Origin of the sequence: Actinomadura chokoriensis, assembly GCF_041463665.1 — a bacterium.
Classification (GTDB): Bacteria; Actinomycetota; Actinomycetes; order Streptosporangiales; family Streptosporangiaceae; genus Spirillospora; species Spirillospora chokoriensis_A.
Map to the genome: position 1 here is coordinate 17,958 of NZ_JAXCEJ010000042.1, position 14,616 is coordinate 32,573.

Sequence of the window (14,616 nt, forward strand, 5' to 3'; positions counted from 1 at the left end):
GGAATGAGCGGGGTGCTGATCGGCCGGGCGGCGGAGCTCGCGGAACTGACCGCCGCGCTGGAGCGGGCGGCCGCCGGGAGCGCGGGCGCCGTGCTCGTCAGCGGCGACGCGGGCGTCGGAAAGTCGCATCTGGTGTCCGCGCTGACCCGCGCCGCCCGCGCGCAGGGCCGCGCGGTGCTCGTCGGGCAGTGCGCGGAGCTGGGCGAGAGCATGCCGTACCTGCCGCTCGCGGACGCGCTGTGGACGGCCGCGCAGCCCGGCGCGCCGGAGGCGGACGAGGTCCGCGCGGCGCTCGACGCCCGACCCGTGCTGAAGGGCCTGCTGCCCGACGGTGACGGCGGCCCGAGCGCGGCGTCCGAGCTGGGCCAGCAGCAGCTGTTCGGGGCGGTGCTCGGGCTGCTCGGCGAGCTCGGCCGCGACCGGCCCGTCCTGCTCGTCCTCGAAGACCTGCACTGGGCCGACCGCTCGACCCGGCATCTGCTGACGTTCCTGTGCCGCGTCCTGCAGCGCGAGCGGGTCTGCCTCGTCGGCACGTACCGGTCGGACGACCTGCACCGGAGGCATCCGCTGCGGCCGGTGGTGGCGGAGCTGCTGCGGCTGCCGAACGTCACCGGCGTCGAGGTGCCGGCCTTCGGTCCCGGCGAGACCGCCGAGTACCTCGCGGAGCTGTCGCGCGGCGCCGCTCCGGTGACCCTGGATGTGGTGGAGCGGGTGCACCGGCGGTCGGAGGGCAACCCGTTCTACGCCGGCGAGCTGTACTCGGCCGAGCCGGAACTGCGGGACGCGAAGGCGGAGCTGCCGTCCGGGCTCGCCGACCTGCTGCTGTCGCGGGTGGAGCGGCTGTCGGACGGCGGACAGCGGGTGGTCCGGGTCGCGGCGGTGGCCGGGCGGCGCGTCGACGACGAGCTGGTGCGCCGCGTGTCCGGGCTGGACGAGGCGGCGGTGGGCGAGGCGCTGCGCGAGGTCGTGTCGCACCAGCTGCTCGTCCCGTACGGGATCGGGTACACGTTCCGGCACGCGCTGCTGCGCGAGGCCGTCTACGCCGACCTGCTGCCGGGCGAGCGGATCCGGCTGCACGCCGACTTCGCCCGCCGGCTCGCCGGCCTCCCCGACGGGACGCGGGGGTCGGCGGCGGAGCTGGCCCACCACAGCCTCGCCGCGCACGACCTGCCGGCCGCGTTCGCCGCGTCCGTCCGGGCGGGGCGGGAGGCCGACCGGCTGGGCGCCCCCGCGGAGGCCTTCGAGCACTACGAGCGGGCGCTGGAGCTGTGGGAGGCCGTCCCCGAGCCGGAGGAGGCCGCCGGCACCGACCGGACCAGGCTGTCGCTGACCGCCGCGCAGGCGTCCGCGCGGGCCGGCGAGGTGCGGCGGGCCGCGCACCGGCTGCGCCGCCTGCTGGACGTGTCGGACACGGCGGACGTCCCCCTCCGCTCGGTGATCCGCGAACACTACGCGGAGTACCTGCTCGATCTCGACGAACTCGACGAGGCGCGGGTCATCGCGCGGGAAGCGGTGGCCATGCTGCCCGCCGACCCGCCGACCCACGACCTCGCCTGGGCCCACGCCACCTACGCCCGGACCCTGGTGTACACGGACCCGGACGGGGAGATGCCCGGGATGGCGGAGAAGGCCGTGGAGTCCGCGCGGGCCGCCGGGGCGCGCGGCGCCGAGGCCGCACTGCTGGTCACCCTCGGCGTGTACCGGGAGTCGCGCGAGGCCGACAGCGGCGTCGCCGAGCTGTTCGCGCGGGCCCGCGACATCGCGGACGCCGGTGGCAGCCCGCAGACGGCGCTGCGCGCCAGGTACCAGTACGCCCGGACGAAGTTCGACCGCGGCGACCTCACGGGCGCCGCGGCGGCGGCGGACGAGGGCGTCCGGTTCGCCCTGGACAACGGCGTCGGGTGGAGCATGTTCGGGATCGGCATGCGGACCCTGCAGTATCTCGTCCGCTACACCACCGGGGACTGGGCGGCCGCCCGCGGCATCGCCGACGGCTTCCCCCTTCAGGTCGTCCGGCCGCACGAGGCGCAGGTCTCGGCCTACGCGCTGTTCATCGAGGTCGCCCAGCAAAGCCCCGTCGTGGACGAGCGACTGCGATGGATCGCGCCACTCTGGCAGGAGGACCTCCTGGCCAACTACATCGGCCGGGGCCTCGCGGCCGAGAACGCTCTGTGGCGAAACGATCCACAGACGGCGCTCGACCACGTCGGCAACATCGCGGACCCCGTCTACAGCGAGGGCGCGTCCTTCCTGCGCATCGCCGCGACCGGGCTCTGGGCGCACGCCGAACTGGCCGCCCGTGCACGCGCCGCGGGCGACGACGAGGCCGTGCGGCGGGCGGCCGAGGCCGCCGACGACCTGATGCGGCGGGTGAGGCGGTCCGTCGCGTTCACCTTCGACGCGCGGCCCCGTACCTGGCTCGGGCTGGAAGGGCACGCCTGGGTGAGCCGCGCCGAAGCCGAACGGCGCCGGGTCGACGGCGTCCACGACGTGGAGCTGTGGCGGAAGACCGCCGAGCTGTTCACCTACGGCGACCCGGACGGCGGGTTCGTCTACGAGGTCGCACGCTCGCGGTGGCGCCTGGCCGAGGCCCTCGCCGAGAACGGCGACCGCGAGGAGGCGGCGACGCAATGGCGGTCGGCCATGGCGATCGCCGAACGCCTGGACGCGAAACCGCTCCTGGCGGCGCTGCGCGACCTCGGCGCCCGCGCCCGCCTCCGCGCCCCCCGCACGGCGCCCGCCTTTTCCGGCCCGCTCGCCGCCCTCACCGGACGCGAGCGCGAGGTCCTGAAACTCGTCGCGGAGGGACACAACAACCGGGAGATCGCGGCGGCGCTGTTCATCTCCCCGAAGACGGCGAGCGTCCACGTCTCCAACATCCTCGCGAAACTGAACGTCACCAGCCGCACCCAGGCCGCCGCCGTGGCCCACCGCGAGGGGATATGAATCTTGCGTTGAATCGCGCGCTTCAGTAATGTGCGATTTGTGACTGCCGGGTCGGCCTTGGGCCACGAGCGAGTGAGGTTCCCGGCCTCCGAGTGAGGCCGGCGCGGGCGCGGAGCCCGCCTTTTCCACTCGCCTTCTCCTTCTCCTTACGCGCTTCTCCTTACGCGCATCGCGCGATGTCATCAGGCATGCCCGCGCCTTCGGCATGCCCTCCCCACCATTTCTTCAGCCATGAGCGCTTGCCGTTTCCATGGCTCCTTCGCCATGCCCGAAAACAGTTCAGGAGACCGATGGATTTCAACAGGCAGATCATCGAGGAGTTCCGCGCCGGCGGCGGGCGGGCCGGCGGGCCGTTCGAGGGCGGACGGCTGCTCCTGCTGACCACGACCGGGGCGCGGTCGGGCGCCCCGCACACGACGCCGCTCGGGTACCTGCCGGACGGTGACGGCCGCGTCCTCGTCATCGCCTCGGCCGGGGGCGCGCCGAAGAACCCGGCATGGTTCCGCAATCTGGTCGCCGACCCGCGGGTCACGGTGGAGAGCGGAGCCTTCCGGTACGAGGCGGACGCCGTCGTCCTGGCGGGGGCCGAGCGTGACGCCGCGTTCGCGCGGGCCGTCGAGGCCGACCCCGGATGGGGCGAGTACGAGGCGAAGTCGGGGCGGACGCTGCCCGTCGTCGCCCTGGTTCCGACGGTGGCCGGGCCGCCCGCCGGGCCGGAGTCGCCGGCGGCCATGCTGGTCGCGGTGCATGACGCGTTCCGCAGGGAACTGGAGCTGATCCGCGCGGAGGTCGCCGCGTCCGGGGCCGTGCTGGGGGCGCAGTTGCGGGTCAACTGCCTGACGCTGTGCCGGGGGCTCGGCAACCATCACATGGGCGAGGACCAGCAGATGTTCCCGCTCCTGGAGCGGCGCCATCCGGAGCTCGCGCCGGCGCTGGCGCGGCTGCGCGAGGAGCACGAGGCGGTGAAGGAGCTGCTGGACGAGCTGCGCCGCGCCCTCGACTCGGGCGATCCCGCGTCGCTGCTGACCGAGGTCGAACGGCTTACCGGCGCGCTGGAGGCGCACCTCGCCCACGAGGAGGAGCGGCTCGTCCCGCTGCTCGACACGCTCGACCTCTAGGCCGGCTCTAGGCCAGGAAGTCGAACTCCACGCCGGCGCCGGCGGCGCGGGCCGCGCGGTAGGCCGTCCAGCTCAGGGCGAGGTCCTGCCAGGGCAGGCCGACCGGGGCGTAGACCGTGATCTCGCCGTCTGGTCCAGGATCCTCACCGCGCAGCAGGTCGCCGAGTGTCCCGGCGGCGTGCTTCGCGCCCGGGCCGGCGCCGGCCAGCACGCCCATCTCGGCGGCGAGCGGGACGTCGTCGACGATGACGCGGGCGGCCTCCAGCAGGTCGGCGCCGAGTTCGGCCTTGCCGGGCTCGTCCGCGCCGAGCGAGGTGACGTGCGTCCCGGCCGGAACGTCGGCGGCGTGCAGAATGGGGCGGCGCGCCCAGGTCGCCGTGACGACGATCCCGGCGTCCCGGACGGCGGCGCGCGGGCCGGCGACGGCGGCCGCCGGGACGCCGAGCCGCGCGCCGTGCCGTTCGGCGAAGGCGGCGGCGCGGCCCGCGTCCAGGTCGCAGACGGTGACGCCGCGCACCGCCCGCAGCTCCGGCAGACCTCGCAGGACGAGCTCGGCCTGCGCGCCCGCGCCGATCACCGCGACCGTGCCGGCGTCCGGCCGGGCGAGGGCGTGGGTGCCGAGCGCGGCCGCCAGGCCGGTGCGCCACGCGGTCACGGTGGCCGAGTCCAGCTGCGCCAGCAGCTCGCCGGTGCCGAGATCGTGCAGGCAGACGACGCCGCGCAGCGCCGGGCGGCTGCCGGGGAACTTGGCGTTGACCTTCACCGTGTAGGCGGGGATCCCCTCGACCATTCCTGGCAGCAGCGCGGTGGCGGTGCCCTGGCCGGGCAGTCTCTCGACCACCCGGCGCGCGGCCGTCCCGTCCTGCGCGGAGGTGAAGCCGCGGCGCAGCGCGTCGAGGCACTCGGCGGGATCGAGCAGCGACTCGAGGTCGGAACGGGTCAAAAGGAGCGTCACCGGATCATTCTCTCGCAGCGCGGGCGCGCTGGCCGGCGACGCCCGCGGCCCCGGCCCTCCTAGGGGCGCCACTGGCGCTGCGCGACCAGGGCGTCCCAGTCGGTGAGCCAGTCGCGTCCCTGCTCGTCGATGAAGGAACCGGGCGGCGGGGCGGTCCCGTGCTCGCGCAGCCACTCGCCGGGGCGCCGCATCGACGGGCGCAGCCTGCCGTCGCTCGGCATGAGCTGCGGCTGGATCGGCGCCGGCATCGGCACCGCCTGCGGCTCGTCGGCAACGTCGGCGACGTCCTTCTCCTCCGCCATGCCGATCGGGCCCTGGCGGCGCGCGTTGAAGAACTGGTGCACCGCCGGGTGCGTGCTGGAAAGCACCATCTCCCGCGGCCCGAACATCACCAGGCCGCGGCGGAACAGCAGGCCGAGGTTGTCCGGCAGGACGCGGGCGGTGCCGATGTCGTGGGTGACGATGAGGAAGGTCGCGCCGAGTTCGGTGTTGAGGTCGACGAACAGCTGGTTGAGGTAGGCGGTGCGGACGGGGTCGAGGCCGGAGTCCGGCTCGTCCGCCAGGATGATCTGGGGGTCCAGGACGAGGGCGCGGGCGAGCCCGGCGCGCTTCTTCATCCCGCCGGAGATCTCGCCGGGCAGCTTGCCCTCCGACCCGGCGAGGCCGACCATGTCCATCTTCTCCAGCACGATGCGCCGGATCTCCGACTCGCCCTTCCGCGTGTGCTCCCGCAGCGGGAAGGCGATGTTGTCGTAGATGTTCATGGAGCCGAACAGGGCGCCGTCCTGGAACAGCACGCCGAACTGGCGGCGCAGCTCGTAGAGCTCGTGCTCGCGCAGCCGCGGGACGTCGCCGCCGCCGACGTAGACGTGGCCCCGGTCCGGGCGCAGCAGCCCGACGAGGTTCTTGAGGAACACGGACTTGCCGGTGCCGGACGGCCCGAGCAGCGCGGAGATCTCCCCCGCCGGAACGGTGAGCGACACGTCCTCCCAGATGACCTGCCGCCCGAACGACTTCCTGAGCCCTTCCACCCGGATCTCGACACCCATGGGCACTCCCGTGCCGGGGAACCGGGAGCGGGGGATCCGCGCCATATGTCCGGTTCCCCCGTTGCCTTGACTGTACGACGGGTTCGGCGCGCCGGGGAGGCCCCATGCCCGGACTGACCACGGACGGCCTCGCAGGATGCCAACGACGCTGTCCCGAATTGGTCACCTTCTGCGTCTTACATCCCCTTTGACGGTTCTTACACGATGTCCAGAACCTCCGGCGCACCAGAAGGGTGCGCCAATCCCCCCGCTGGAGGCACAAGTGAAGAACCGTCACAGGCGCGCCGGCGCCGCGGCCGCGATCACGGCCGCGGCCGGACTGGTGGCCGCCACCCTCGCGGCCGCTCCCGCCGCGTCGGCCGGAACCGCGGCGCCCGCCGCGCCCGGCACCCTGGCCGCGTCCCTCGCGAGCCGGCTCGGCGCCGGCACCGCCGGCTCCTACCTCAAGGGCGGCAAGCTGGTCGTCACGGTGACCAGCGCGCAGTCGGCGCAGGCCGTCCGCGCCGCCGGGGCCGTGCCGCAGACCGTCGCGCGCAGCGGCGCCGACCTGACGAAGGTCATGGCGGCGCTCAAGCGCGAGGCGACCGTGCCGGGCACCGCCTGGGCCGTGGACCCCGCCGCGAACCAGGTCGTCCTCACCATGGACGGCACCGTCAAGGGCGCGCAACTGAAGAAGGTGAAGGCCGCGGCGGCCAGGCAGGGCGCGGCCGTCCGGACCGAGAAGGTCGCCGGGGCGTTCCGCACGTTCACCCTCGGCGGGCAGGCGATCTACACCGGTGGCGCCCGCTGCTCGCTCGGATTCAACGTCCGCAGCGGCAGCACGTACTACTTCGTCACCGCCGGGCACTGCACCAACATCGGCACGACCTGGACCAACAGCTCGGGACAGACACTCGGCCGGACCGTGTACAGCAGCTTCCCGGGCAACGACTACGGCGTCGTCCAGTACAGCTCGACGCCGACCGACACCACGGGCGCCGTGAGCCTCTACAGCGGCACCCGCAACATCACGGCCTCGGGGAACGCCACGGTAGGGCAGACCGTGTACCGCAGCGGCAGCACCACCGGCCTGCACAGCGGCACGGTCACCGCGCTCAACCAGACGGTGAACTACTCCGAGGGCACCGTCAGCGGCCTCATCCGGACCACGGTGTGCGCCGAGCCGGGCGACAGCGGCGGCTCCCTGTTCGCAGGGTCCACCGCCCTCGGGCTGACCTCCGGCGGCAGCGGCAACTGCTCCTCGGGCGGGACGACGTTCTTCCAGCCGGTCACCGAGGTGCTCAGCCGCTACGGCCTGAGCGTCTACTGATCTCGCGGCTCCCGTGAGAGGCGGGCCGTCCCCACCCGGACTCCGTGGGGGCGGCCCGTCGCCCGCGCCCGGACACGGGGTCGGACGCGGGGTCGGACGCGGGGTCGGATACGGGGTCGGCTCAGCCGAAGGCGGGGACCTCCAGGGTGCGCAGGATCTCGGCGATGACCGCGGGCTGCTGGTCGATGAGGTAGAAGTGGCCGCCCGGCAGCGTCCGGAGCGCGAACCGCCCGTCGGTGACCCGCGCCCACCCGCGCGCCTGCTCCTGCGACACGTGCGAGTCGGAGTCCCCGACGATGGCGGTGAGCGGGACGGCCAGCCGCGTCCCGTCCCGGTGCACGTAGTCCTCGATCAGCCGGAAGTCGTTGCGGACGTAGGGGAGGACGAGCTCGCGCAACTCCGGATCCTGCAGCGCCTCGACGTCGGTGCCGCCCAGTTCGATCATCTCTTCGACCAGGCCGTCGTCGTCCCTGTCGGAGACGCGGTCGTCGCCGCGGTCGTCCGGTGCCCGGGTGCCGGAGGCGAACACGTGCACGGGGGCGCTGCCCCGCTCCTGCAGCAGCCGCGCCACCTCGTAGGCGAGGACGGCGCCCATGCTGTGCCCGAACAGCGCGGCGGGCCGGTCCATCAGCGGGGCCATCGCGCCGGCGATGAGGCGGGCGAGCTGATGGGCGTCGGTGACGAGCGCGTCCGCCATCCGGTCGGCGCGGCCCGGGTACTGGACGGCGTGCACCTCGACGGCCGGGCTGATCTCCTTGGCCCACGGCCGGTAGAACACCGCCGACCCGCCCGCGTGCGGCAGGCAGAACAGCCGCATGGACGCCCAGGGGCGCGTCTCGGCGCAGCGCAACCAGGTCACGTGATCAACTCCTCCTCCTCGTACCGGCGGGAGGCCCGGCGCGGGTCGCTCGGCAGCGGCCACGGCGCGACCCTCGGGTCCGGCACGAGCTTGGGCGCGGTGGTCTCCGCCGCCACCTTAAAGCCACGGCGCCGGTAGTTGGCGATCGCGTTCGGGTGGTCGAGGCTGCTCGTGCGCAGCCACACCCGGGACGCGGGCCCGGAGTCCACCGCCCACAGCTCGCCGCGCTGCCAGGCGCGGCGGGTGCACTGCTCGACGAGGTATCCGCCGTAGCCGCGGCCGACGAACGCGGGGGTGAGGCCCACCAGGTGGACCTCGGTGTCCCCGCCGGGCTGCGCCTCGATCTCGAAGAAGCCGGCGATGGTGCCCTCGGCCATGGCGATCCACGTGCTCAGCTCGGGACGCTCCACCCAGGCCCGCCACCGCGCGTACGTCCACGGGAAGCGGTCCGTCCAGCAGACGCGGGAGCCGACGGTCGCGTACAGGGCGCGGTTCACGTCGGCGGACGGCAGCGCGGCGAGCGTGAACGTCATCTCGACGCCCGGCAGCGGCGCGGGACGCAGGTCGGCCGCGTCCCGCATCTCCATCGTCCACTCGGTGACCGAGGGGACCTCCAGGTCAGCCACCCATGGCCTCGATGAGGCTCTTCGGCCGCATGTCCGTCCAGTTCTCGTTGATGTAGTCGAGGCACGCCTGCCGGGTGTCCTCGTCCTTGGCCACCGTCCAGCCGGCGGGGACCTCGGCGAACGACGGCCACAGCGAGTGCTGGCCCTCGTCGTTGACGAGCACGAGGTAGGTGCCGTCCGGGTCCTCGAATGGGTTCGCCATGGGGTTTCCTTTCAGTGCCTGCTTCGCTGATCCCGCGTTCCGCTGTGCAGTTTGTCGAGCTTGGCGGCCAGGACCGCGCCCATCTCGGCGGCCGGGCCGGGGTCCATGAGCAGGTGGTGCTCGACGTCGATCGGGTAGTCCTCGATCTCGCCCTCGACGAGCGGGCCCCAGTTGCCCCGGCCGGTGGGCGAGTCCTCGACGCGCCCCTGGAGCGCGGTGAAGAACACGACGTCGCCCCGGAACCGTCCCGGCCGGTACTCCTCGGCCTGCCGGAGCCCGTTCTCGTAGTTGCGGTAGACGTTGACCAGGTCGTCCTCGTCGAGGGTGGCGAGGGCGTCGTCGCGGTCGGCGAGGATCTCCATGATCTGCTTCATGTCGGGGTTGCCGTCCGGGGCGATCGCCGCGGCGTCGACGCCGATGCCCTGAAGCAGCTCGTGCAGGATCTCCCGCTCGTCCCCCGCGAGGTCCTGGCCGTGGTAGGAGTCGATGAGCGCGAGCAGCCCGACGCTCTCGCCCGCGGCCTGGAGCCGGACGGCCACCTCGTAGGCGACGAGTCCGCCGAGCGACCAGCCCACGAGGTGGTAGGGCCCGGACGGCCGGACGGACCGGATGTGCTCCAGGTAGTCCTCGGCCATCTCCGTGACCGACCCCGGCAGCTCGGACTGCGTGAACGCGCGGGCCTGCAGCCCGTAGACCGGCTGGTCGGGGCCGAGGTGCCGCTGAAACTGCAGGTAGGGCCAGGCGAGACCGCCGGCCGGGTGGACGAAGAACACCGGCGGGCGGGACCCGGACGTCCGGATCGGGAGGAGCACCTCGAAACCGATCCGGTCCTCCGGATCGCCGACCCTCGCGAGCGCCTCGACGGTCTGGTGGGTGAACACGTCGCGGGGGGTCAGCTCGACCCCGGCCTGCCGGGCGCGAGTGACGAGCTTCAGCGCGGCGATGCTGTCGCCGCCGAGGTCGAAGAAGCTGACGTCGGCGCCGACCCGGTCGAGGCCGAGGACGTCGGCGACGACGGCGCACAGGCGCTCCTCCTCGGGGGTGCGCGGGTCACGGCCGGCCGCGGCCTCGGTGTAGTCCGGGGCGGGCAGGGCGCGCCGGTCGAGCTTGCCGGTGGGGCCGACCGGGAACGTGTCCAGCCGGACGAACGCGGCGGGCACCATGTACTCCGGCAGCCGCTCCTGGACGAACTCGCGCAGGCCCTGCACGGACGGTGCGACGACGTAGGCGACGAGAGCCTTGAGGCCGGGCGCCTCCTCGCGGGCGATGACGACCACGTTGGCGACGGCCGGGTGCGCGGCGATCACCGCCTCGACCTCGCCCAGCTCGATGCGGAACCCGCGGATCTTGACCTGGAAGTCGGCGCGGTCGACGTACTCCAGGTTCCCGTCCGGCCGCCACCGGACGAGGTCGCCGGTCCGGTACATGCGGTCGCCGGGCCCGCCGAACGGGTCGGCGACGAACCGCTCGGCGGTGAGCGCGGGCCGCCGCAGGTAGCCGCGGCCGACACCGGAGCCCGCGATGTACGCCTCGCCGACGACGCCGGGCGGGACCGGACGCAGCCCCTGGTCGAGCACGTACACGCGCCTGTCGTCGTAGGGCCGGCCGAGCACGGGCGTCCGCTCCGCCGGGTCGGCGAGGGGTCCGCGCTGCGGCGCGGCGGTCGCGTACGTGGTGGCCTCGGTGGGCCCGTACATGTGGACGACCTCGGTGTCCGGGCAGGCGGTGAGGACCTTGCGCATCGCGGCGGGCGACCCCGCCTCCCCGCCGGTCAGCACCTCGCGGAGCCGGGCGAAGGCGCGCGGGCGCTCGTCGGCGACCAGGTTGAACAGGGTGGTGGTGAGGAAGGCCGCGGTGAGGTCCTCGGCGTTGACGATCTCTTCAAGGGCGGCGCCGTCCAGGTGGCCGGGCGGCGCGATGACCGCGGTGCCGCCGCGCAGCAGCGGCGTCCACAGCTCGTAGGTCGACGCGTCGAACGCGTGCGAGGAGTGGACGAGGACCCGGTCGTGGGCGCCGCCCCGGAGCCGGCCGTCGGTGACGAGGTCGACGGCGTCGCGGTGCACGATCGTGACGCCCTTCGGCAGGCCGGTGGAGCCGGAAGTGAAGAACACGCAGGCGAGCTGGTCCGGGTGGCACGGCACGCCGGGGTCGGTGTCCAGCGCGTCGGCGAGTTCCGGGTCGTCCACGGCGACGATCCGCGCGTTGGTGTCGAGGGCGGCGGCCCGCTCGCGCATCGCGCCGTCGACGACCACGACGGGCGCGCCGACCTCCGCGATCGCCCACGCGATCCGCTCGGGCGGGTAACCGTGGTGAACGGGCGCGTAGGCGCCGCCCGCCTTGAGGATTGCGAGGGACGCGACGGCGATGTCGGCGGACCGTTCGAGCAGGACGGCGACGCAGGTCTCCCGGCGGACGCCCAGCTCGATCAGCCGGTGCGCGAGGCGGTTCGCGCGCGCGTCCAGCTCGGCGTAACCGATGGATTCACCGGCGGCGCGGACGGCGATCGCGCCGGGGGTCTTCGCGCACTGCGCGGCGAAGCGGCCGGTGAGCGTGCCGGGAGCGCGGTCCGTCTCGGGCCCCTGCCAGCTCTCGATGACGTTGGCGCGTTCATCGTCGTCCAAGACGGAGATACGGCCGAGCGGCAGGTCCGGCCGGTGCGCGACGGCGTCCAGGACGCGCAGGAGGCGCCGCATCAGCCGCTCGGCGTCTTCGCCGGTGAACAGGTCGGGGCGGTGGTCGATGCGCAGGGACAGGCCGCGGCCGGGGACGGCGGCGAACGTCAGCGGGTAGTGGGTGGCGTCATAGCCGTCCACGTCGTGGAGGGTGAGGCCGCCGAGGTCGGCGCCGGCGGCGTCGGGGTCGAACGGGTAGTTCTCCAGGACGGTCATCGTGTCGAACAGCGTCCCGGCACCGGCGAGGCGCTGGATGTCGGACAGGCCGAGGTGGTGGTGCGGCATCAGCGCGGCCTGCTCGTCCTGGAGGCGGGCGAGGGCCTCGGCGACGGTGTCGGCGGGGTGGACGCGCACGCGGATCGGCAGCGTGTTGATGAACAGGCCGATCATCTGCTCGACGCCGGGGAGTTCCGGCGGCCGGCCGGAGACGGCGGCGCCGAACACGACGTCGGTGGAGCCGGTGAGGCTGCTGATCAGCATCCCCCAGGCCAGTTGCAGGACGGTGTTCAGGGTGACGCCCTGGGCGCGGGCGCGCGCGCTGAGCGCGGAGGTGAGTTCCTCGGTGAGACGGATGCGGACGCGTCCGGGCGGGGCGGTTCCGGGTTCGGGCGCGCCGGGTGCGACGAGCGTGGGTTCGTGGACGCCGTCGAGGGAGCGGCGCCAGGCGTCCTCGGCGGCGGGACGGTCCTGGGCGGCGAGCCACGCCAGGTAGTTCTTGTAAGGGGCGACGCGCGGCATCCCGGTGTCGTCGCCCTTGGCCAGGTACAGCGCGAACAGCTCGGTCTGCAGGACGGGCGTCGACCAGCCGTCCAGCAGGATGTGGTGGTTGGTGAACACCATGCGGTGCAGGCCGTCCGCCAGCTTGATGAGCATGAAGCGCAGCAGCGGCGGTTTCGCCATGTCGAACGGCCGGGCGCGTTCGGCGTCGGCCAGCTCGCGTGCCTTCGCCTCGCGTTCGGCTTCGGGCAGGGCGGACAGGTCCTCGTCCTGCCACGGCAGCCGGACCGTGCGGTGGACGACCTGGACCGGTGAGCCCTCCTTGCGCTGCCGGAACCCGGCCCGCAGGTTCGCGTGCCGGCGCAGGAGGGCCGTGGCGGCGGCCTTCAGCGCGTCCGCGTCCAGCGGGCCGCGCAGGTCGAGCACGATCTGCGCGGTGTAGACGTCGTTGCCGGAGTCGTAGAGGGCGTGGAAGAACAGCCCCTGCTGCAACGGGGACAGCGGGAGGATGTCCTCAAGCTGCGACTTGTTCAATCCAGCTCCCATTCACCGTCGAGCTCGGCGGCGAGCTCGTCGATCTCGTCCTGGCTCACGTCCACCAGCGACAGGTCGGACGGGGTGAACCCGCCGACGGGTCCCCCGGCGGCGCCGTCGCCGATGTGCGCGACGAGGCCGCGCAGCGCCGCGAACCAGCGCCCGGCGAGGTCCTCGATCGCGGCGGCGTCGAACAGGCCGCCGGCCCACGTCCACGTCGCCGACAGCTCGGGGCCGCCCGGCAGGTCGCGGGTGTGCGCGTTGACCTCGACGGCGTGGACGAGGCCGAGCGCGCCGTCCTGGCCGGTGCCGAGGGCCTCGCCGTCGGCCTGGTCCGCCGGTCCCCAGTCGGTGGCCTCGGGCGCGGTGGCGCGGCCGAGGTAGTTGAAGGCGATCTGCGGGCAGGCGGCGAGGCCCGCGCCGGTCGCGGGGTTGAGGCGGCGGAGGAGCCCGTACCCGATGCCGTTGTCGGGGATCTCGCGGAGCTGCTCCTTGACCCGCTTGAGCGCGGTGCCCACGGCCTGGCCGCCCTCGCGGACGTCGGCGGGGTCGACCCAGCCCGCGTCCAGCCGCACCGGGTAGATGGAGGTGAACCAGCCGACGGTGCGGGACAGGTCGACGCCGGGGACGATCTCCTCCCGGCCGTGCCCTTCGAGGTCGATGAGCACGGCGGTCTCGTCGGACGTGCCGCGTTCGCGCCGCCATTCGGCGACGGCGAGGGCGAGGGCGGTGAGCAGCACGTCGTTGACGCGTCCGTGGAACGCCGCCGGGACGTCGGTGAGCAGCGGCCCGGTCACGTCGGCGGGCAGGTCGAGGGTGAGATGCCGCGCCGTCCCGAACGTGTCGGCGGCCGGGTCGAGGGGACGGGCGCCGAGGACGGGGTCCGGGGTCGCGAGGACGTCATCCCAGAGCGGCAGCTCAGCCGTCCGGGCCGGGTCGGACGCTTCGGCGGCGAGGCGCTGCGCCCAGCGGCGGAACGACGTCGGGACGGGGTCGAGTGCTCCCCCGGCCCAGGCGGTGACGAGGTCGGGCAGCAGGATCCGCCAGGACACGCCGTCCACGACGAGGTGGTGGAGGGTGAGCAGGAGGCGTCCGGAGGCGGCGGGCCCGGCGTCGAACCAGACGAGCCGCGCCATCGTCCCGGCGGACGGGTCGAGCCCGCCGCGGGCGGCCTCCGCCTCCTCGGCGAGAACGGCGCGGAGCGCGGCGGTGTCCAGGCCCGCCACGTCCACGCGCCGGACGAGGGGCGCCGCGTCGACCGTGCCCGGTTCGGCGACCTCGAACTCGTCGCCGTCGACGCGGAGGCGGAGCATGTCGTGGTGGTCGAGGACGGTCTGGAGCGCCCTGGTCAGGTCGCCGACGCCGAGGCCGGGCGGGACCTGGAGGAGCATCCGCTGGCTGTAGCCGTCGACGGGCCCGCTCAGGTCCTGGAACCAGCGCATGATCGGGGTGGCCGGGACGCGGCCGATGCCCGCGCCGGGCGGCTCCGCCTCGACGCGTTCTCCTTCGCCGACCGGTTGTGCGGTGGCGGCCAGTTCCTCGACGGTCTGGTGCTGGAACACATCACGGGGCGTGATGACCAGGCCGGACTGACGGGCACGGGACACCAGCTGGATCGCGATGATCGAG

Annotated in this window: 10 protein-coding genes; 3 read left to right on the forward strand and 7 right to left on the reverse strand. The window is 73.9% G+C overall.

The window, feature by feature from the left end; all coding sequences use genetic code 11:
- The first annotated feature begins 3 nt into the window (after positions 1–3).
- Together SM418_RS36650 and SM418_RS36655 are read left to right on the forward strand one after the other, a co-directional pair.
- Complete coding sequence (locus tag SM418_RS36650; protein ID WP_371946238.1) at positions 4–2,946, forward strand: helix-turn-helix transcriptional regulator; 2,943 nt, start codon at positions 4–6, stop codon at positions 2,944–2,946.
- Positions 2,947–3,236: 290 nt separating this feature from the next.
- Positions 3,237–4,064: a nitroreductase/quinone reductase family protein gene (locus tag SM418_RS36655; RefSeq protein WP_371946239.1), complete on the forward strand. Its 828-nt coding sequence runs from the start codon at positions 3,237–3,239 to the stop codon at positions 4,062–4,064.
- A gap of 7 nt (positions 4,065–4,071) precedes the next feature.
- Here the strand turns inward: SM418_RS36655 and SM418_RS36660 are convergent, their stop codons facing one another.
- Both SM418_RS36660 and SM418_RS36665 read right to left on the reverse strand, forming a co-directional pair.
- Entirely contained in the window at positions 4,072–5,019 is a 948-nt protein-coding gene (locus SM418_RS36660) for an ornithine cyclodeaminase family protein (RefSeq protein ID WP_371946240.1), read from the reverse strand.
- A gap of 59 nt (positions 5,020–5,078) precedes the next feature.
- Positions 5,079–6,068, reverse strand: coding sequence for an ABC transporter ATP-binding protein (locus SM418_RS36665; RefSeq protein ID WP_371946241.1), 990 nt, complete (start codon positions 6,066–6,068; stop codon positions 5,079–5,081).
- 262 nt (positions 6,069–6,330) lie between these two features.
- Between SM418_RS36665 and SM418_RS36670 the strand changes: the two genes are divergently transcribed.
- Positions 6,331–7,377: a S1 family peptidase gene (locus SM418_RS36670; protein WP_371946242.1), complete on the forward strand. Its 1,047-nt coding sequence runs from the start codon at positions 6,331–6,333 to the stop codon at positions 7,375–7,377.
- 121 nt (positions 7,378–7,498) lie between these two features.
- On the opposite strand, the gene SM418_RS36675 is transcribed toward SM418_RS36670, so the two are convergent.
- From SM418_RS36675 to SM418_RS36695, 5 genes are all read right to left on the reverse strand, one after another.
- The gene (locus SM418_RS36675; protein WP_371946243.1) at positions 7,499–8,236 is read right to left on the reverse strand and encodes a thioesterase II family protein; all 738 of its coding nucleotides are present in this window, start codon (positions 8,234–8,236) and stop codon (positions 7,499–7,501) included.
- Positions 8,233–8,862, reverse strand: coding sequence for a GNAT family N-acetyltransferase (locus tag SM418_RS36680; protein WP_371946244.1), 630 nt, complete (start codon positions 8,860–8,862; stop codon positions 8,233–8,235). Before SM418_RS36680 ends, SM418_RS36675 begins: the two co-directional genes overlap by 4 nt.
- Entirely contained in the window at positions 8,855–9,064 is a 210-nt protein-coding gene (locus tag SM418_RS36685; RefSeq protein ID WP_371946245.1) for an MbtH family protein, read from the reverse strand. The genes SM418_RS36680 and SM418_RS36685 overlap by 8 nt, the downstream gene beginning before the upstream one ends.
- Before the next feature lie 11 nt (positions 9,065–9,075).
- Positions 9,076–12,987 carry a non-ribosomal peptide synthetase gene (locus tag SM418_RS36690; protein ID WP_371946246.1) on the reverse strand — a complete coding sequence of 1,304 codons (3,912 nt, stop codon included), beginning with the start codon at positions 12,985–12,987 and terminating at the stop codon, positions 9,076–9,078.
- A partial coding sequence (locus SM418_RS36695) for a condensation domain-containing protein (protein WP_371946247.1) occupies positions 12,984–14,616 on the reverse strand: 1,633 nt, incomplete at its 5' end. The genes SM418_RS36695 and SM418_RS36690, both read right to left, overlap by 4 nt.